Annotated in this window: 15 protein-coding genes and 1 tRNA gene; 6 read left to right on the top strand and 10 right to left on the bottom strand. The window is 73.9% G+C overall.

Annotation, left to right across the window (positions count from 1 at the left end):
- Positions 1-8: 8 nt before the first annotated feature.
- Both G9H72_RS14345 and G9H72_RS14340 read left to right on the top strand, forming a co-directional pair.
- Positions 9-167, top strand: coding sequence for a hypothetical protein (locus tag G9H72_RS14345; RefSeq protein ID WP_166172195.1), 159 nt, complete (start codon positions 9-11; stop codon positions 165-167).
- Positions 168-230: 63 nt separating this feature from the next.
- A complete protein-coding gene (locus tag G9H72_RS14340; protein ID WP_331272313.1) occupies positions 231-860 on the top strand; it encodes an aminodeoxychorismate/anthranilate synthase component II in 630 nt (209 codons plus the stop codon).
- Positions 861-952: 92 nt separating this feature from the next.
- On the opposite strand, the gene pknB is transcribed toward G9H72_RS14340, so the two are convergent.
- From pknB to G9H72_RS14305, 7 genes are read right to left on the bottom strand one after another with little or no spacing between them, the layout of a single operon-like run.
- Complete coding sequence (gene pknB / locus G9H72_RS14335; protein ID WP_166172193.1) at positions 953-2,701, bottom strand: Stk1 family PASTA domain-containing Ser/Thr kinase; 1,749 nt, start codon at positions 2,699-2,701, stop codon at positions 953-955.
- 3 nt (positions 2,702-2,704) lie between these two features.
- On the bottom strand, positions 2,705-4,423 hold the full coding sequence (locus tag G9H72_RS14330) for a serine/threonine protein kinase (protein ID WP_331272312.1): 1,719 nt from the start codon (positions 4,421-4,423) through the stop codon (positions 2,705-2,707).
- The gene (locus G9H72_RS14325) at positions 4,420-5,877 is read right to left on the bottom strand and encodes a peptidoglycan D,D-transpeptidase FtsI family protein (RefSeq protein WP_166172191.1); all 1,458 of its coding nucleotides are present in this window, start codon (positions 5,875-5,877) and stop codon (positions 4,420-4,422) included. The genes G9H72_RS14330 and G9H72_RS14325 overlap by 4 nt, the downstream gene beginning before the upstream one ends.
- A complete protein-coding gene (locus G9H72_RS14320) occupies positions 5,874-7,268 on the bottom strand; it encodes an FtsW/RodA/SpoVE family cell cycle protein (protein ID WP_331272311.1) in 1,395 nt (464 codons plus the stop codon). The genes G9H72_RS14325 and G9H72_RS14320 overlap by 4 nt, the downstream gene beginning before the upstream one ends.
- Entirely contained in the window at positions 7,265-8,665 is a 1,401-nt protein-coding gene (locus G9H72_RS14315) for a Stp1/IreP family PP2C-type Ser/Thr phosphatase (protein WP_166172189.1), read from the bottom strand. Before G9H72_RS14315 ends, G9H72_RS14320 begins: the two co-directional genes overlap by 4 nt.
- A gap of 5 nt (positions 8,666-8,670) precedes the next feature.
- A complete protein-coding gene (locus G9H72_RS14310; protein ID WP_166172273.1) occupies positions 8,671-9,168 on the bottom strand; it encodes an FHA domain-containing protein FhaB/FipA in 498 nt (165 codons plus the stop codon).
- A gap of 10 nt (positions 9,169-9,178) precedes the next feature.
- Positions 9,179-10,039, bottom strand: coding sequence for an FhaA domain-containing protein (locus G9H72_RS14305; RefSeq protein WP_166172187.1), 861 nt, complete (start codon positions 10,037-10,039; stop codon positions 9,179-9,181).
- Between the two features lie 153 nt (positions 10,040-10,192).
- Here G9H72_RS14305 and G9H72_RS14300 point away from each other — a divergent pair.
- Positions 10,193-10,275, top strand: a tRNA-Leu gene (locus G9H72_RS14300).
- Positions 10,276-10,598: 323 nt separating this feature from the next.
- Positions 10,599-14,327 (top strand): LamG-like jellyroll fold domain-containing protein, encoded by a 3,729-nt coding sequence (locus G9H72_RS14295; RefSeq protein ID WP_166172185.1) that lies wholly within the window; start codon positions 10,599-10,601, stop codon positions 14,325-14,327.
- Positions 14,328-14,389: 62 nt separating this feature from the next.
- Here the strand turns inward: G9H72_RS14295 and G9H72_RS14290 are convergent, their stop codons facing one another.
- Both G9H72_RS14290 and G9H72_RS14285 read right to left on the bottom strand, forming a co-directional pair.
- A complete protein-coding gene (locus G9H72_RS14290; protein WP_166172183.1) occupies positions 14,390-14,533 on the bottom strand; it encodes a hypothetical protein in 144 nt (47 codons plus the stop codon).
- Positions 14,534-15,025: 492 nt separating this feature from the next.
- Positions 15,026-16,438: a sigma-70 family RNA polymerase sigma factor gene (locus G9H72_RS14285; RefSeq protein WP_231126992.1), complete on the bottom strand. Its 1,413-nt coding sequence runs from the start codon at positions 16,436-16,438 to the stop codon at positions 15,026-15,028.
- 503 nt (positions 16,439-16,941) lie between these two features.
- On the opposite strand from G9H72_RS14285, the gene G9H72_RS14280 reads away from it, so the two are divergent.
- Positions 16,942-17,241 carry a hypothetical protein gene (locus tag G9H72_RS14280; protein ID WP_166172181.1) on the top strand — a complete coding sequence of 100 codons (300 nt, stop codon included), beginning with the start codon at positions 16,942-16,944 and terminating at the stop codon, positions 17,239-17,241.
- A gap of 64 nt (positions 17,242-17,305) precedes the next feature.
- Here the strand turns inward: G9H72_RS14280 and G9H72_RS14275 are convergent, their stop codons facing one another.
- The gene (locus tag G9H72_RS14275; protein WP_166172179.1) at positions 17,306-18,304 is read right to left on the bottom strand and encodes an NHL repeat-containing protein; all 999 of its coding nucleotides are present in this window, start codon (positions 18,302-18,304) and stop codon (positions 17,306-17,308) included.
- A 146-nt stretch (positions 18,305-18,450) separates the two neighbouring features.
- On the opposite strand from G9H72_RS14275, the gene G9H72_RS14270 reads away from it, so the two are divergent.
- Complete coding sequence (locus tag G9H72_RS14270; RefSeq protein WP_166172177.1) at positions 18,451-19,551, top strand: DNA glycosylase AlkZ-like family protein; 1,101 nt, start codon at positions 18,451-18,453, stop codon at positions 19,549-19,551.
- Positions 19,552-19,564: the final 13 nt, after the last annotated feature.

The following is a 19,564-nucleotide window of genomic DNA, read 5'->3' as shown; positions in this document are numbered from 1 at the left end:
GGGCATCGGTGTACGGCTGGATCTGGCGCCGGCTGCCGGGGCCGCTCCCGGTACGGCTGCTGCTCGTGGCGGTGCTGCTCGCCGCGGCGGTCTACCTGCTCTTCACCGTGGTGTTCCCCTGGGCGGAGAGCGCGCTGCCGTTCCTCGAGGTCACCGTCGACGACTGAGCCGGCGCCCGTACGGCCGCGAGCGCGTGGAACGGGCGCCCGCACCGCCGTACGCTGAGCCTCGTGGCCCGCATCCTCGTCGTCGACAACTACGACAGCTTCGTCTACAACCTCGTGCAGTACCTCGGCCAGCTGGACGCCGAGTGCGAGGTGCTGCGCAACGACGAGGTCGAGATCGACAAGGCGCTCGGCGGCGCGTACGACGGGGTGCTGCTCTCCCCCGGCCCGGGCACGCCGGAGCGGGCCGGTGTCTGCATCGACCTGGTCCAGGAGGCCGCCCGCCGCGCCGACGTGCCGGTGTTCGGCGTCTGCCTCGGGCTGCAGTCGATCGGCGTCGCCTACGGCGCGACGGTCACCCGCGCCCCGGAGCTGCTGCACGGCAAGACCAGCCTCGTCGAGCACGACGGAGCCGGCGTCCTCGAGGGCCTGCCCAGCCCGTTCACGGCGACGCGCTACCACTCGCTCGCCGTCGACCCCGACACCGTGCCCGACGAGCTCGAGGTGACCGGGGCGACGGCCACCGGCGTCGTCATGGCGGCCCGGGCCCGGTCGGCTCCGATCGAGGGCGTGCAGTTCCACCCCGAGTCCGTGCTCACCGAGGGCGGCCACCGCATGCTGGCCAACTGGCTGACCCGCTGCGGCGACACGGGCGCGGTCGAGCGCTCGGTGGGGCTGGCCCCGGTCGTCGGATAGCGGTTCCACGCGAAACATCGCACGCGACGCGACAGGGCCCGCAGCGATCGCTGCGGGCCCTGTCCCGTGCTCCCTCATCCTGTGTCCGGCGCTCAGCCGCCCGGAGGAGGTGTGACCCCCGGGTCGGGGACGCCCGGGTCCACCGGGGTGGGATCGGGGGCCGGGGCGGCGGCCTCGCCCTTGTAGATCAGGATCTGGCGACCCCGCGGCCGGAACTCACCGGCCGCAGGCTCCTGGGCCACGATGCGGTCGACGAGGTTCGGGTCGTCCGTCGTCCGCGGGGCGCCCTGGTTGTACTCGAACCCGGCTGCCTCGAGCGCCTCGATGGCGCCGGAGACGGTCATGCCCACCACGTTGGGCACCTCGGACTGCCCGTTGGACACGGTGAGGTTGACGGCGCTGCCGGGGTCGACCCGCTCCGAGGGCCCGGGGCTCTGGGCGATGACGACGTCCGCGTCCTCCGGGGAGGGCTGCTGGTCGACGGTCCCGCGCTGCAGCCCGGACGCCTGGAGCCGCTGCTCGGCCTCCTCGACGCTCAGCCCCTGCAACGACGGGACGAGGACCTCCTCCGGCCCGGAGGAGACGACGAGGTCGACCGTCGAGCCCTTCTCGACCTCCTGGCCGGGCTCGGGCTCGGTGGTGATGACCAGGCCCTCCTGGACGTTCGCGTCGACCCGCGGCACCTGCTGGCCGACGCGGAGCCCCTCGGCCACGAGCCGGCGGGTGGCCTCCTCGACGGTAACGTTGCTGGCGCGGGGCACCGGGACGTCGTTGCCGCCGCCGAAGTAGCGCCAGCCGAGGAAGGCGCCGCCGGCGAGCGCGAGCAGCACGAGGAAGCCGATCAGGGTGTAGACGCCGGAGTTGCGGCTCCGCTCGGGCAGCTCCCGGCGCTCCTCCACCTCGACCAGCGGGGTGGGACGCACCGTGGTGACCGCGGTGGGCGGCCCGGGCACGCGGGCGAGGGCCTGGGTGGGGGCCGGCGGGACGGCCTCGACCGGGCCGCCGGCACGCGCGCGGTCGACGTCGGCCTTCATCTGGGCGGCCGTCTGGTAGCGCTGCTCACGGTCCTTCGCCAGCGCGGTGAGGACGACCGCGTCCGCGGCCGGCGGGATGCCCGGGTCGAAGCTGCTCGGGACCGGCGGCTCCTCCCGGACGTGCTGGTAGGCCACCGACACCGGCGACTCACCGGTGAACGGGGGCCGGCCGGTGAGCAGCTCGAAGAGCAGGCAGCCGGTCGAGTAGAGGTCGGTGCGGGCGTCGACGTGCTCGCCGCGCGCCTGCTCCGGGGAGAGGTACTGCGCGGTGCCGATGACCGCCGACGTCTGCGTCATCGTGGCGCTGGTCTCGGCGACCGAGCGGGCGATGCCGAAGTCCATGACCTTGACGTCGCCGCGCGGGGTGAGCATGACGTTCGCCGGCTTGATGTCGCGGTGCACGATCCCGTGCCGGTGGCTGTAGTCCAGCGCCGACAGCACGCCGGAGGCGATCTCGAGCGCCCGTTCCGGGAGCAGCCGGCGCCCGGACGCGAGCAGCTCGCGCAGCGTGGACCCTTCGACCAGCTCCATCACGATGTACGGCACGCGGGCGTCGGCGACGTAGTCCTCGCCGGTGTCGTAGACCGCCACGATCGCGGGGTGGTTGAGCGACGCCGCCGACTGGGCCTCGCGCCGGAACCGGGTCTGGAACGCCGGGTCGCGGGCGAGGTCGGGGCGGAGCATCTTGACCGCGACGACCCGCCCGAGGCGTACGTCGAGGGCGCGGTGCACCTCGGCCATGCCGCCGTGGCCGATGAGCTCGCCCAGCTGGTAGCGGCCGCCGAGCAGCAGCGGAGTGTCGGTCACCCGTCACCCTTCCCGAGTTGTCCGGCGGTCGGGCCGGGCGAGGGCAGCAGAAGGCCCCGAGACGGCCGTCGACGGAGCGTCGACCCGCCCATTGTCCCCCGCCGGGAGCAGGAGCTGCGGCACGGCACGGCCGCCGCCGCTGCCCGGGACGGGCCCGCAGTCGCCGCCGGGCTCGTACCAGACGTAGACCGCGATCGTCGTGCCCGGGTCGACCGCCCCGGAGGGCGTGACGCGCTGCACCGTGCAGGGCGAGGCGTCCTCTCCCTCGGGGATCGTCACCCGCTGGCGGGAGAAGCTGAGCCCCTGGGCGAGCAGCTCGGAGATCACCTGGTTGCCGTTGCGCCCGACCAGCGCGTCGCCGTCGACGACCAGCTCCCCGTCGTCGGCGTCGCCGGTGTCGCTGGGGGACGGGGATGGAGTCGGCTCCTCCGTCTCCTCCGCGGCGGGGGTCGGGCTGGGCGTCGGCGTGGCCTCCGGCTCCGCCGTCTCCTCGTCGGTCGCGGTCGGGCTGGGCTCCTCGGTCGCCTCGTCCGTGGGGGACGGCGTCGCCGACGCGCTCGGCCGCGCCGTGGGGCTCGTGACCGGGGCGGAGACGCCCGGCGTGTCGTCCGCGGCGCCATCACCCCCGCCGTCGCCGAGCAGGGTGTTGCCGAGCGCGACCGCGCCCCCGCCGACCAGCAGGACGGCGACCGCCGTGGCGGCGACCACGCCGCCCCTGCCCCGCCGGCGCGGGGTGCCGGCCGGGCCGGCCGCCGGGGGGACGGGCGCGGCCGCGCGCGGGGCCGGCGGCACCGGCACCGGAGGCACCGCCATGGCCTGGGTGCGCTCGGTGTGCGGCGGGAGGGTCGCCCGCGGCGGGGTCACGGCGATGGGAGCGGTCGCCAGCCCGGCCACGGCGTGCTCGGCGCTCTGGCCGCGCAGCGCCTCGGCGCGGGCGGCGACCTGCGCGTCGGTCGGCCGGTCCGCGGCGGGCTTGGCCAAACAGGAGAGCACCAGGTCGCGCAGCGGGGGCGGCACGGTCGACGGCAGCGGCGGCGGCGCGTCCTGGGCGTGCGCGAGGGCGACGTCGATCGCGCTGTCGCCCTGGAAGGGACGGTGCCCGGCCAGGCACTCGTACGCCACCACGCCGAGCGCGTAGACGTCGCTCGCCGGCCCGGCCGGCTGCCCGGACGCCTGCTCCGGGGAGAGGTACGGCGCGCTGCCCATGACGGTGCCGGTGGCGGTCAGCGGCAGCGCGTCCGCGGCGCGGGCGATGCCGAAGTCGGTGACCTTCACGGTGCCGTCCGGGGTGACGAGCAGGTTGCCGGGCTTGATGTCCCGGTGCACCACGCCCGCCGCATGGGCGGCCTCGAGCGCCCGCGCGGTCTGGCTCAGCACGTCGAGCGTGCGCGCGACGCCGATCGAGCCCTGCCGCTCGAGCAGCACGGACAGCGGCTCACCGGGGACGAGCTCCATGACGAGGTACGGCGCCCGGCCGGTCTCGCCGAAGTCGTAGACCTGCGCGACGCCGGGGTGGCTGAACGACGCGGCGTTGCGGGCCTCGGCGCGGAACCGCTCGTGGAAGGCGCTGTCCCCGGCGTACTGCGCGTGCAGCACCTTGACCGCGACGTCACGGGCGAGGACGTCGTCGGTCGCGCGCCACACCTCGCCCATGCCGCCGCGGGCGATGAGCTCGCGCAGCCGGTAGCGGGCGCCGACGAGGTCGCCCGGCTGCGGGCTCACGAGGCGCTCCCGAGGACGGCCTGCATGACGGACCGTGCGATGGGGGCGGCGAGCTGGCCGCCGCTGATCTCGGTGTTGCCGGCGCCGTTCTCGACGAGCACGGCCACCGCGACCTCGGGGTCCTCGGCCGGTGCGAACGACACGAACCAGGCGTGCGGGTCGCGCCCCTCGCCGACCTGCGCGGTGCCGGTCTTGCCCGCAACGCTCACGCCGTCGATCTGCGCGTTGCGGCCGGTGCCGTTCTCGACGACGTCGACCATCATCGAGGTCAGCGCGGTGGCCACCTGCGGCGTCACCGCGGTGTCGAGCTCCTCGGGCTCGGCCCGGTCGAGCTGGGACAGGTCGGGTGCCAGCAGGCGGTCGACCAGATAGGGCTGCATGACCTTTCCACCGTTCGCGATGGCCGCGGCGACCATCGCCATCTGTAGGGGCGTCGCCGCGACGTCGTACTGCCCGATGGCCGACTGCGCGGTCTGCGGCGCGTTCAGCTCGGCCGGGAAGCGGCTCGTGGCCGACGGGATGCCGACCTCGATGTCGTCCCGGCCGAACCCGAACTTGCCCGCCTGCTCGCGCAGCGCGTCGTCCCCCAGGTCCAGGCCGATGGCCCCGAACGAGGTGTTGCACGAGTAGCGCAGGGCCTCGGTCAGCGTCGGCGTGCCGTCGGCGCACGCGCGGCGGTTCTCGTTGCGCAGGTCCGCGGTGGTCTGCGGCAGGTCGAGGACCGCCTGGCCGGGGACGACCCCGTCCGCGGTGTAGCGGCCCGAGGAGAGCGCGGCCGCGGCCGTCACCAGCTTGAACGTCGACCCTGGCGGATAGATCTCCGCGGCCGCGCGGTTGCGCAGCGGCTTGTCCGGGTCCTCGTTCAGCGTGTCGTACGCCTCCTGCACCGCCCTGCTGCTGTGCGCCGCGAGCGGGTTCGGGTCGTACGACGGCGCGCTCTGCATCGCGAGGATCGCGCCGGTGCGCGGGTCGAGGGCCACCACCGCACCCTTCCCACCGACGTCCCGCAGACCCTTCGTCGCGGCGCGCTGTGCGGCCGGGTCGACCGTCAGCTGCACCGCCCCGCCCTGCCGGTCCTTGCCGGTGAGCAGGTCGATGGCGCGCCGGATGAAGAGCCGGTCGTCGGTGCCGGCCAGGACGCTGTTCTCGCTGCGCTCCAGGCCGGTCTTGTCGAAGAGGGAGAAGTAGCCGGTCAGCTGCGCGTAGAGCGCCTTGTCGGGGTACTCGCGCAGGTACTTGAACTCGCCCTTGGTCTCGACGCTGCGCGCGATGGAGTCGCCGGCGACGAGGATCGGGCCGCGCTCGTTGCTGTACTGCTGAAGCAGGACGCGGGCGTTGCCGGGCCGCTGGTTGAGCGACCCGGCCTGCACCGTCTGCAGCCAGTTGGCGTTGAGCAGCAGCAGCGCGAAGAGGACCATGAGCGCCGCGGACATGCGGCGGAGCGGGCGGTTCACGGGCGGGCCACCGCCTGGGCTGCGGTCGGAGTGGCCCGGCTGGGCGGCGGGGCGGGGCGGCGCGCGGCGTCGCTCATCCGTAGCAGCAGCGCGATGATCGCCCAGTTCACCACCAGCGACGAGCCTCCGTAGGACAGGAAGGGGGTCGTGAGGCCGGTGAGCGGGATCAGCCGCGTCACGCCGCCCACGACGACGAACACCTGGATGGCCAGGATGAAGGAGAGGCCGGCGGCGAGCAGCTTGCCGAAGGCGTCGCGCGAGGCGATCGCGGTCCGGAGCCCGCGCTCCACGACGATGCCGTAGAGCAGCAGCACGGCCATCAGCCCGGTGAGGCCGAGCTCCTCGCCCAGGGCCGCGACGATGAAGTCGCTCTTGGCCACCGGGACGAGGTCGGGGCGGCCCTGGCCCAGCCCCGTGCCGAGGATGCCGCCGGCGGCGAGGCCGAACATCGCCTGCTGCAGCTGGTAGCCGGAGTCCTCGTAGTCGAAGGGGTGCAGCCAGGTGTTGACCCGGATCTGCACGTGGCCGAACGCCTCGTACGCCGCCCATCCGCCGACCAGCACGAGGAGCGCGCCGAGCAGCAGCCAGGAACGGCGCTGGGTGGCGACGTACAGCAGCATGACGAAGGAGCCGAAGAACAGCACCGAGGTGCCGAGGTCCTTCTCGAAGACCAGGATGGCGAGGCTCGCGCCGAAGACGACGATCAGCGGGCCCAGGTCGCGGCCCCGCGGGAGGTCGATGCCGAGGACGCGCCGGCTGGCGAGCGCGAGCACGTCGCGCTTGACCACGAGGTAGCCGGCGAAGAAGACCATCAGCACGAGCTTGGCCAGCTCGCCCGGCTGGAAGGAGAAGCCGAGTGCGCGAATCCAGATGCGTGCACCGCGGATCTCGACTCCCAGCCCCGGCACGAGCGGCAGCAACAGCAGGCCGATGCCGACGACCATGGCCGTGTAGGTGTAGCGCTGCAGCACCCGGTGGTCGCGCACGAAGATCAGCACGAGGGCGAAGAGCACGACGCCGACGGCCATCCAGGTGAGCTGGGAGAGGGCGTCCCCGGAGGGCAGCGCGCCGCGCGCCTGCTCGGTGCGGTCGACGTCGGCGAGGTCCAGCCGGTGGATGAGCGCAAGGCCCAGCCCGTTGAGCATGCCGACGGCCGGCAGCAGGACGGGGTCGGCGTACGGCGCGAACCGCCGCACGACCAGGTGAGCCCCCAGCAGCAGCACGGCCAGGAAGGCGCCGTACGTCGAGAGGTTGGCGGGCAGCTCGCCGTACATCGACAGCCCGACCGCTGCGTAGGCGCCCATGAACACGACCCCGCCGAGGACGAGCAGCAGCAGCTCTGCGCCGCGCCGGCTGGGGGTCGCCTGGGGGGTCAGGGTGGTCGCGCTCACCGTCCGGCCTCCGGGCCGGCCACGGCCCTGGCCGCGCTCGGCGTGGTGCGCGTGGTGCGCCCGGGGGTGGGAGTGGCCTGCGGGGTGGAGGCGGGCGACGCGGACCGGGCCGGTGTGGGGTCGGGAACCGGCAGCTCGCTGAACGGGTCGGTGGCGCGGCAGGTGGCCGGGGCGAGGACCGCCGAGCACTCGGCCGCCTCCTGGCGCAGCTGGTCGATCGTGCGCTCGGCGTCGGCGAGGTCGTCGGCGGAGATCCCCGCCTCGACCTGCTGGCGGCTGTACGGCGACAGGGCGGTGAGGACCACGTCCTCCCGACGCTCGACCGAGGACAGGTTGATCCCGGCCAGCTCCTGGGGCAGGCCGCGGTAGATCGCGACGTTGGCCCCGTCGGCGCCGACGTAGTACTGCTGCTGCGACCAGACCCACCCGCCGGTCGCGGCCCCGACGGCCGCGAGCACGATGAGGACGAGCAGGGTGATCAGCGGCCAGCGCGGCGCCCGCGGCTCGGGGGCCGGGCCGTCGTCGACGTCGTCCTCCGCCGGGGTCGGCCGCGCGGAGAGCGCCGCGGCGCGCTGGGCGGCCGAGGCGGGCCGCTGCTGCACGGGAAGCGCTGGGTGGTCGCCCCGGCCGTCGGCCACCGCGCCCACGACGTGCGGCACCTGCGACGGGGAGGCGCCGGTGTCGACGACGTCGGCCAGCACCACGGTGATGTTGTCCGGGCCGCCGCCGCGCAACGCGTAGTCGACCAGTGCGTCGCAGGCGCGCTCGGGGTCCGGCAGGCCGGCCAGCGTGTCCCGGATGGTGTCCTCGCTGACGACCGAGGAGAGCCCGTCGCTGCAGAGCAGGTAGCGGTCGCCCGGCCGGGCCTCGCGCACCGACAGGTCCGGCTCGACGTCGCCCCGGCCGTCCAGCGCGCGGGTGATCAGGGACCGCTGCGGGTGGTGGTCGGCCTCCTCGCGGGTGATGCGCCCCTCGTCGACGAGCGTCTGCACGAACGTGTGGTCGTGCGTGATCTGCTCGAGCCGGCCGTCGCGCAGGAGGTACGCCCGCGAGTCCCCGACGTGCACGATGCCCAGCCGGGAGCCGCTGCGCAGCACGGCGGTGAGCGTCGTCCCCATCCCCTCCAGGTGGGGGTCGCCGCCGACCATCAGCCGGAGCTGCTCGTTCGCTCCCTCGACCGCCGCGCGCAGCCGCCCGAGCAGGTCCGGGCCCGGGGAGTCCTCGTCCAGCGATGCCATCGTCGCGACGGCGACCGAGCTGGCCACCTCGCCGGCGACGTGCCCTCCCATGCCGTCCGCGACGACGAGCAGCCGGGGGCCGGCGTAGCCGGAGTCCTCGTTGCCCTGCCGGAGCAGGCCCACGTTGGAGCGGGCGGCGAAACGCAGTGCGGTGGCCATCGGCGCTACTTCCGCAGCTCGAGGACGGTGCGGCCGACGCGGACCGGCGTGCCGATGCGGACGGCGGTCGGCCCGTTGACCTTCTCGCGCTCGACGTAGGTGCCGTTGGTCGAGCCGAGGTCCTCGACGTACCACTGGCCGTCCTGGCCGAAGAAGCGCGCGTGGTGGCCGGAGGCGTAGTCGTCCTCGAGCACGATCGTGTTGTCGGACGCGCGGCCGACCGTCACCGGGGTGCCGCCCAGCTGCACCGTGGTGCCGGCGAGCGCCCCCTGCGTGACCACGAGCGTGCCCGGCTCGCCGCGGCGGGGGCGCGACGCCCGCTTCGGCGTGGCTGCGGCCACCCGCGCGGCGCCCTTGGCCGACCCCTTGGCCCCGCGGGGCAGGCGCTGGCCGAGCCGCGTGCCGAACAGGTCGGAGCGCATCACGGTGACCGTCGTGAGCACGAACACCCACAGCACCGCGAGAAAGCCCAGCTTGATGACCCCGAGGGTCAGTCCCGACAGCTCCCCCATGTCACCGGAGCCCAGGGATGACGTCGTCGTAGCCCCGGTCGTCGTAGCCCCGGTCGTCATAGCCCCGGTCGTCGTAGCCCTGCCGGCCCGCCGGCGGCGGGCCGACCCGGAAGACGACCGTCGTCCGCCCGAGCACCATCTCGTCGCCGTCCTGCAGGTCGAGGTCGCGGACACGCTGGCCGTGCACGAGCGTGCCGTTGGTGGAGCCGAGGTCGACGAGCCGGGCGCGTCCGCCCGCCACCTGGATCTGCGCGTGCCGGCGCGAGACCCCGGGGTCCTCGATGCGTACGTCCACGTCGGAGCCGCGGCCGAGGACGGTCACGGGGCGGTCGAGCAGGTGCCGCTCCTCGCCGACCTGCAGGTACGGGGTGGGCGCGGCGGGCCGCGCCGCCGGCGGTGGGTACGCCGGATGGGCCGGAGCGAGGCGGGGCGACGGGGACGCCTGCGGGGCGGGAGCGGGCCGTGCCGCCGGCCGGGCGGCGCCGGGCGTGGCCGGGCGGACGGTGCTGCGCACCCGGAACATGCCGGTGTCGAGGTCGTCGTGCTGCTCGAAGGAGACCCGGATCGGGCCGACCGGCGTGTAGCGCTGGGCCTCGGCGTGCTCGCGGACCATGTCGGCCAGCTCGGCGCCGAGCGGCTCGGAGTACGGCGAGAGCCGGTCGCTGTCGCGCCTGCTCAGCTCCACGACGAACTCGTTCGGCGTCATGGTGTGCGTGCGCGACACGATCTGCGCCTTGTCGTCGGTCTCACGCTGCAGCGCAGCGGCGATCTCGACCGGCTGCACCTCGCTCTTGAACGCGCGTGCGAACGCGCCGTTGACGAAGGTCTCGATACGGCGCTCGAACCGCTGCAGTACGCCCACGCCGCACCTCCTCTGTCGTCTCGTGGCTGCTGCCCGCCTGTGCCCGCCTTCCAGCCTGCCCACCCCATCGGGCTCCCGATCGTATCGCCGTCGGAGCGGGTACCCGTCGGCTGCTACCCTGGGCAACGCACACGGCCTCCGGGACGTGCGCATGCGCGAGTGGCGGAATGGCAGACGCGCTGGCTTCAGGTGCCAGTGCCCGAAAGGGTGTGGGGGTTCAAGTCCCCCCTCGCGCACATCTGCTGCACACGACGGGCAGTGAGCTGCGGCTCACTGCCCGTTCTGCTGCCCTGGGGCGTCCGCGCCGGCTCCGGGTCCCACGTGGCGACGCTCCCGCAGTGCATCTCGGGACGTGGCGCACGAGCGGCCGAGCCGCTGCGCATGTCGGTCCCACCGCCTCCGGTGCCGGGCGCGGCCCCGCCGTTCACGCTCACATTGGTCCCCCTCTGCCCATTGACGCCCTGTGTTGAGACGGGTTGACTTCGCCCGAACGTCAACCTTCCTGAACGGAACTCACCGGAACCGCACAGGATCTTCGGACGGCAAGGAGGCCGCTCTGTTGACTCACAAGCCCCGTCTCACTCGGCCGGCACGCGCCGGGGGCGTCGTCGTCGCCCTGGCCACGTTGCTCTCGGCCTTCCTCGTCAGTCCCCCGACGGCCAGTGCGGCGGACGAGCTGCCTGGCCTCAAGGGCGACTACTACCGCTCCAGCGGCCCCGGGATCGGCGACTTCCGGGAGTACCGCTCCACCCAGGTCGACCCGAGCCTGAGCTTCTCCACGCTCGAGGGCGTCCTGCAGGCGGCCACCGGCCGCAGCGACGAGGCGTCGGTGCGCTGGACCGGTCGGATCCGGCCGAGCTTCTCCGAGGCCTACACGTTCTCGATGATCGGGGACAACGGCTTCCGCCTCTGGGTGGACGGCAAGCTCGTGATCGACCACTGGGTCGACGACTGGGACGTCCGGCAGACCAGCCAGCCCATCGCGCTCGAGGCCGGCCGCCTCTACGACTTCAAGGTCGAGTACTTCGAGAACTACGGCGGCTCGAACCTGCACCTGTCCTGGTCGAGCCCCTCGCAGCCGATGCAGCCGGTCCCCGCGAGCGCGTTCTTCCTGCCCGCCGGCTACGAGCCCGCGTACTCCGGCGACGCCTCGGTCTCGGCCGACGGCGCCCGCGTGACGCTCGACAGCGTCGCGTCGTTCGTCGCCCCGCTGCCGGCAGGCCTCGCCTCGAGCCTCCGGGTCGAGGTCGACGGCATCGCCTTCCCGATCACCGGCGTGGCGCTCGATCCCGCCGACGCCTCCCGCCTGCAGATCACCCTGGACGACAGGGTGCAGCGCGGTTCGCTCGTCCGCGTCCGCTACACGGGCACCGGCGGCCTCGCGACCAGCGAGAAGACGCTGCCGGAGTTCTCCGTCCCCGCGGTCAACGGCTCCACCTACACGCTCGACACCCCCTGGGCGGCGGAGGTCGGCCCGGACAACGCGCTGCCGGACTACCCGCGTCCCCAGCTGACCCGTGAGCGGTGGCAGAGCCTCAACGGCACCTGGGAGTTCGCGGCCACCAACTCGGTCGCGACGCCGCCCACCGGGCAGACGCTCGGCGAGCGGGTCCTGGTGCCGTACCCGATCGAGTCCAAGCTGTCGGGCATCCAGCGCCACGAGGACCGCATGTTCTACCGGCGTACGTTCACCGTGCCGGCGGGCTGGGACGTCGGGAGCGGTCAGCGCCTGATGCTGAACTTCGGCGCGGTGGACTACCAGGCCACGGTCTGGGTCAACGGCACGCAGGTCGCGACCCACACCGGCGGCTTCGACGCGTTCAGCGCGGACGTCACGAACGCGGTCTCCGGAACGGGGCCGCAGGAGATCATCGTCGGCGTCGTCGACACGACCAACGCCGACCAGGTCCTCGGCAAGCAGCGGGCCAACCCGAGCGGCATCTTCTACACGCCGGCCTCGGGCATCTGGCAGACGGTCTGGATCGAGCCGGTCGCCGCGGCGGCCATCGACGAGCTGGACATCACGGCCGACCTCGCCGGCTCGGCCTTCACGGTCAACGCGAACTCCGCTTCCGCCTCGGCGAACGCCACCGTCGAGGTCGTCGTGTCCGCCGGCGGCAAGGAGGTCGCCCGCGCGACGGGCGCGGCCAACGCCGCGGTCACGGTGCCCGTCGCCGACCCGCACCTCTGGACGCCGGACGACCCGTTCCTCTACGACCTGCAGGTCACCCTGAAGGACGGCACCTCCACCGACACGGTCGGCAGCTACCAGGGCATGCGCTCGATCGGGCTCAAGGCCATCAACGGCAAGCAGCGCATCGTCCTCAACGGCAAGCCGACGTTCCTGCTCTCGACGCTGGACCAGGGCTACTGGCCCGACGGCATCCTGACCGCGCCGACCGACGAGGCGCTCGCCTTCGACCTGGTGCAGCACAAGGAGATGGGCTTCAACACGGTCCGCAAGCACATCAAGACCGAGCCCGCTCGCTGGTACTACTGGGCCGACCGGCTCGGCCTCATGGTCTGGCAGGACATGCCGTCCACCGGCTCCGGTCCCGCCGGTACCCCGCCCGCGTACCGGCAGGCGTACCTCGACCAGCTGCGCGAGGTCGTCGACGAGCACGACAGCATCACCTCGGTCATCGGCTGGGTCATCATGAACGAGGGCTGGGGCGAGTGGGACCGCACCGCGACCGGGCAGATCGCCGACTCGGTCAAGGTCCAGGACCCGACGCGACTGGTGAACGCCCATTCGGGCGTCAACTGCTGCAACTCCAAGGGCGACTCGGGCCGGGGCGACATCCTCGACTGGCACGAGTACCGCGACAACGGCCCCGCCTTCCCGGCACCGGACGCGAACCGCGCCGCCATCGACGGCGAGCACGGGGGCATGGGCCTCGTCATCCCGGGCCACACCTGGCCGGGCGGGTCGCTGAACAACTACGGCCCGGACCTGCAGACGAAGGCGGACCTCACCCGGGCGTACGTCAACAACGAGCGCCCGCTCATCGACGCCGCGAGCTGCGGCCTCTCCGGCTCGGTCTACACCCAGATCACCGACGTCGAGACGGAGCTCAACGGGCTCTGGACGTACGACCGGCGTGAGGAGAAGGTCGACCCGGCGCAGGTCCGCGCGATCAACGAGCAGATCATCGCCGCGGGCGAGAGCACCGGCCAGGTCGTGCTGCCGCCGGGCAAGCCCGGGCTGGTGGGTGTCGGGGCCTGGCCGCTGGACGAGGGCCGCGGCACCGTCACCGAGGACGTCAGCGGCGGCGGGCACGACGGCACGCTGGTCAACGGCCCGACGTGGGTGACCGGCAGGTCCGGGAACGCGCTCCAGTTCAACGGGACGAGCCAGTCCGTCGACACGGGCGCGCAGGCGGTCGACACGACCGGCAACTACACGGTGTCGGCGTGGGCGAAGATCGACCGCCTGGGCGGCTTCGCCACGGTGGTCAGCCAGGACGGCAACACCAACAGCGACTTCTTCCTGCAGTACTCGGGGGAGAACCGGCGCTGGGCCTTCAGCTACCCGGGGGTCCGCGCCCTGGCGCAGGGCCTCGGCGAGCCGCAGGTCGGCCGTTGGTACCACCTCACCGGCGTCCGGGACGTGAGCGCCGGGGAGCTGCGGATCTACGTCGACGGCACCCTGGCCGGCACGGCGTCGGTCTGCGGCGGTGCCGACGACCCGGGCAACCTGGTGATCGGCCGGGGCAAGTACAACGGCGCCCCCGTCGACTTCTTCCCCGGTGCCATCGACGCGGTCCACGTGTACGACCGGGCCCTCTCCGACGCGGAGATCGCCTCGCTCGCCGCGGCCGAGCCGGCCGTCGTCCGCATCGCCGACGTGAGCGCCGCGTTCGACTCCCTGGCCGGCAGCCTGCCGGCGAGCGCGGCCCGCGACCTGCGCGGCCTGCTCACCGAGGCGTCGGCGGACTACGCTGCCGGCGACCTCGCCGGCATGCGGGCCTCGGCCCGGGAGATCCAGGCCTGGCTGGACACCGCGGCGGGCAGCAAGATCGGCGACGCGGCGCGCACGCAGCTGCTCGGGCTGGTCGACCAGCTGCTGCCGACGCGTACGGCCGAGCAGTCCGTCCGCCGCGAGCTGGGCACCCTGGCCCGCAGCGGGCAGGTCGCGGCCAGCACCGCGCGCGACCTGCAGGCCCTGCTCGCCGGCGGACAGCTGGACGAGCTGCGGGCGGCGGTCGCCGACGCCAAGCCGAACAAGGTCAGCGCGGCCGCGAAGGCGGTCCTGCTGCCCCTGATCGACGAGGCGCTGGAGGAATAGCGCCACCCCGTCCCACGCAGCGGTCGCGCCTCCTACCCGGTCTGACGGGTAGGAGGCGCGACTCATGTGGCGGACGCTCGCCGCATCGCGGCCTCGGCCTTGGCTCGCACGCGAGCGGGGCTCTGCAGGTCCGCCCACGTGAGGCGTACGACCTGGTAGCCCGCGTTCTCGAGGTCCTGCTCGCGCTGCTTCTCAGCGAGGAGCACATCGGCGGCTGTGCGGTCTGGAGCACGGCCGGGTCGGTGTGGCTCGCACAGCCGGTCGGCGCCAGCAGGAGCGCGCCCGCCACGACCAGCCGGTGCCTGGCTTCGGGAGTCCTGGCGGCCGCCAAGGCCTCCTGGCTGCAGTAGGCGCCGCGCCAGACGCGCTGCCAGCAGCCGGAGCGGGCCAAGCGCGCCGCCTCCTGCCGGTCGTAGCGGCACGCGACGGCGTCAGCGGTGCCCAACACCGACCCCCAGGCGGCGGCTCGGGCAGTGAGGCTCGGGCCCACGCCACGAGCGTGCCGGTGCAGCCCGGCCACCCGGGGGGGCGTCGTCCACAGCCGCGAGCCTGTCAGCCGCCTCCCATGTCGCAGGCTCAGTTCCATCCGCTCCTGCGAACAGGACGTGCGACGCAGCGAGCGGAGGCGGCCCCGACAACACGCAGCGGCCCGCCCCCCGCAGAGGTGGGGGACGGGCCGCTAGGACTCGGGGCGAGCGTCAGGCGACGTACTCGAGGAGGTCCGAGACGCCGCTGCAGGTACGCAGCCGGCGCAGGCTCTCCTTCTCGAGCTGGCGCACGCGCTCGCGGGTGAGGCCCAGCCGGTCGCCGATCTCGAGCAGGGTGTGCTCGCGGCCGGTCTCGAGGCCGAAGCGCATGCGCATGATCGTCTGCTCGCGCTCCGGCAGCTGGGACAGGACCTGGGCCAGCTCGTCCTGGAGCAGGCCGAACGCGACCTGCTCGTGGGCGTCGGGGGCCTGGGCGTCGGCGAGGATGTCGCCGAGCGTGCCGTCGTCGGTGCCGTCGCCCAGCGGGGCCTCCAGCGACAGGACGTCACGGGAGACGTCGAGCAGCTCGATGACCTTGGCCTCGGGCATGCCGAGCGCCTCGGCGAGCTGGGCCTCGGTCGGGGCCTCGCCCAGGGACGCCGTGAGCTCGCGGCGGACGCGGGCGAGCTTGGACAGCTGCTCGACGACGTGGACGGGCAGCCGGACGGTGCGGGCCTGCTCGGCCAGGCCGCGCTGGGTGGACTGGCGCAGCCACCACATCGCGTAGGTCGAGAACTTGTAGCCGGTCTTCCAGTCGAACTTCTCGACCGCGCGGATCAGGCCCAGGCTGCTCTCCTGGATGAGGTCGAGCAGGTCGACGCCGCGGTTCTGGTACTTCTTCGCGACCGACACGGCGAGCCGGAGGTTCGCCTCGACCATGCGCGCCTTGGCGGCGACGCCGGTGCGCGAGAGCTCACGCAGCTCGGCCACGGTCGGGGCGCCGGCCATCTCGGCGAGGAACGCGTCGCCCTCGGCGTCGACCCGGGCGAGCAGCTGCTCGGCGAAGAGGCCGGCCTCGATCTGCTGGGAGAGCTCGACCTCGGTGGCGGCGTCGAGCAGCGGCACCCGGCCGATCTCACGCAGGTAGACCTTGACGAGATCGGTGTCGGCGGTGGCCTCACCGCTCTCGGCCCGCGCCTTGCCGGCAGCCGCACGCTGCGTGGGCAGCGAGACCTTGGTCTCGGCGGCCTCGTCGACCGTCTCGACCTCGACGGCCTCCGCTTCGACGACGGGGTCGGTCGTGGTGGGCGCCTCGACGGCGGGGGCCTCGGGGGCCTGGGCCTTCGGGGTGGCCTTCTCCACCGTGCGGCGGGCCGCGGGGGCGGCCTTGGCCTTCGGCGTCGCGGTACGCCGGGCGCGCGGCTTGGTGGCCGGCTTGGCGTCCGCCGCGGCGAGCGTCACACCGGCGGCGGCGAGCGCGCTGAGAACGGCGCGGCCCTCGTCGGGCGAGAGGCCGGCACCCGCGAACTCGGTGCGCAGTGCGGTCAGAGTCGGAGCGGCACCTGCAGCGGCCGACGAGAGGAGCCGAGCGGTCACCTCCGCGACGACGTCGGCCTGCGGGCGCGCGAGAGCGGGCATGGGCATGCGGCGTAACACCTTCCAAAGATGAAGATCGGCTGTCTGCGGCAGCCGGAGAGTCGGCTGCTCTGGCAGCCCGACCTTCACCTCAACGGCAGGTAACGCGGCAATGTTCCAGAAACTTGAGCATGACCTAGGACACACCTCTGTCAAGCCCGACTCGCGGACGTGCGCGCCGACGATACGCCATGTCAGTGCATGCGCGCGACCAGATCTTCGATTGTCGTCCGAGCCCCACGCCGGCAGCAGGCGTGGACAGGGTCGGGCCCTCGCGAGCGCGGCGTCGTACGCCGCACGCGGTGCTGGACAGGGTACGTCCTTCCGGGGGGAGCTGCTGTGACGTGGGCCACGCAGGCGGCCGGCGCCGTGCGGGGCGCGACCGAGGGGTGGCGGGCCTGGAGGGGCTGGCGCGAGATCTCCGCCAGCCGGACGTACTCAAGGCCGCCCGCGGCTGCTCCGAGTAGCAACGCAACGCACGCCCCCTCCACCCAATCGCCCGGGAGCCGGACATGGCCGCACGCCTTCCCAGCACGACGCCCGGTGCAGCCCGCACGCGGCCGGCCCCCCAGCCGCTCCAGCGGCTGACCGACCGCCTGATCGCCGGCGAGCTCGGCCGGGTGCGCGCCGTACTGCTGTGCGTCGTCTCGCCGACCGCCCGCCGCTGCCGTCGGCTGTGGCAGGAGGCGGAGCAGGCCGCCGCCCGCCAGGAGACGGCCGTCGCGTCGGCCGCCGTCGCCCGAGCGGCCCGGCGCTGGTCCGCCCAGACCGAGGTCGACGCCGAGTTCTGGCGGATCGTGGCGGCCGCCTGACCGACGTGCATGCAGAAGGCCCGCTGCCGAGGGGCAGCGGGCCTTCTGCGGTGGCCGAGGGCCGTCAGGGCTTGAACGGCGTGCGGGTGACCCAGTAGTCGGCAGCCCCCGGGTTGGCGACGCCGAAGCGCGCGTTGATCGAGTAGAGGTACTTGCCGTTGCGCGTGGTCGTCGACGGCACGTCGAAAGTCGGGTCGCTGATCACGCCCTGCCAGCGCGCGGTGAGGGCCAGGCCCGCGCCGTAGCCCAGCTTGAGCACGCTGACCCCCGTCCCGTTGCCGCGCACGACGTACGCCAGGTTGCCCGCGAGCTCGATGCCGTCCCCGCCGGTCAGCGAGCCGCCGACGATGGGGACGGCGGTCGCGGCGCCGGTGGCGGGGTCGACCCGCCACAGGCCGCCCGCGCCGGAGTGCGCGAGCAGGAGGCTGCCGTCGACCAGCGGCCGGATGCCGTTGGCACGCGTGTTGCCGACGACCGGCCAGGCCCCGGTCAGCGGCACCGTCGTGTAGCTGCTGCCCGCGGGGAGCCCGCCGGTGCCGAGCGCGATGTTCAGCAGCCGCTCGACGCGCGAGTCGGTGACCCAGATGCCGGTCGGCGCGATGGCCAGGTCGTTGAGGAACTGGGCGTCGGGAACGGTGTAGGTGTACGCCACCGCGCCGGTGCGCGCGTTCACAGCAAGCACGATGCCGCCGGTGCCCTGGGTGCCGACGGTCCAGACGAGCCCGCTGCGCGGGTCGTAGACCATGCCACGCAGGGCGCGCCCGGTCACTCCCGGGACCACGACGGACCCCTGCCCGGTGGCCAGGCTGCCCTTCCAGATGCGGCCGTCGACCATCGACCCGGCGAAGAAGTCGGTGCCCCCGGGAATGCTCGTGATGCCCTCGGGGCGGAAGCCTGCCGGCAGGCTCAGCTGGGCCGGGCCGAGGGCGGCCTTGGCGACGGCCTTGGCCGGCACGGGCGCGGCCTGGGCCACGGCAGGGAGCGTGGTGACGGATGCGGCGGCGGCCAGGGCCAGGACGGGCCCGACCAGACGACGTCGGTGCTTTTTCGAAGGCTCCATCATTTTCGTGATTCTTGCGAGGACACAGGAGTCGCGCAAGCAGGAACTTCGCAGGAGAAGCGCCCGTCGATCCGCCTCCGGAGGCCGCTGAATTGCCACGAGCGCATGCAGCAGGCCGGCTGTCGGCGGCCGCTCGTACGGTGTCCTCCATGGGGTCGTCGGTCTCGCGCTCGGACGTGCTCGCCTTCCGCGCCCGCGCCCAGCAGCTGGACCGGGAGGCCGGCGCCGTCGCCGACACCGCGGTGCTCGACATCGGGGTGCAGGACACCGGCCCGGACGGCGGGCTGTGGGCCCTGGCGCTTCGCGGGGTCGACGTGGCCCGGCCGGCGCCCCCGGAGCTGGCGACGCTCTGGACGGTGCGCGGAGCGCCCCACCTCTACCGTCGCAAGGACCTTGCGGGGGTCGCGGCGGCCGTGGCGCCGTACTCGGAGGCGGACGCCGCGAAGCGGGTCTACGACGCGGCCAAGCCGCTCAAGGCGGCAGGGATAGCGATCACCGACGCGCTGGACGAGGTCGCGGCGGTGATGCGCCGCACGGTGACCGAGCCGACGGTGAAGGGCGAGGTGTCGAGCGCCCTGACGGCGGCGCTGCCGGAGCCGTACCTCCGCTTCTGCCGCCCGTGCAACGCCACCCACCTCTACGAGCAGCCCTTCCGGCTCGCCGCCGTCCGTGCCGGGCTCGAGCTCGAGCCGGGGACGTCCCCGCCGGTGCTGCGCCGGATCCCCGGCTTCCGGGCGGCAGCGACGGTCCCGGAGCGGCTCGACCTGGTCCGCGGCTACCTGCGGCTGCTCGGGCCGGCGACCCCCAAGCACGTGGCCGACTACCTCGACGCCCCCGTCAGGGAGGTGCAGGCGCGCTGGCCGGACGACGCGACGGAGGTGGACGTGGCCGGCGAGCGCCGATGGGTGCTCGCCGACGACGTCCCCGCGCTCGGCGGCGGCCCGGCCCGCGGGGCGCGCCTGCTCGGCCCGTTCGACCTCTTCCTGCAAGCCAAGGACCGCGCCCTGCTCGTCGACGACCCGGCGCGGAGCAAGGCGCTGTGGCCGGTGCTGGGCCGACCGGGGGCGCTGCTCCTCGACGGCGACCTCGCCGGCACGTGGCGGCCGCGCACGTCCGGCAAGCGGCTGCGCGTCGCGCTGGCTCCCTGGGGCCGGCTGCCGGCAACGCGCAGGGCCGAGGTCGAGCAGGCGGCGGAGCGGCTGGCCGCGTACCGCGGGGTGCAGCTGGCCGGGGTCGACCTGGCCGAGTGAGCGCCTCCTCAGC

Source organism: Motilibacter aurantiacus, assembly GCF_011250645.1.
GTDB classification, from domain to species: Bacteria; Actinomycetota; Actinomycetes; order Motilibacterales; family Motilibacteraceae; genus Motilibacter_A; species Motilibacter_A aurantiacus.
This window is presented reverse-complemented; position numbering and strand designations above follow the sequence as displayed.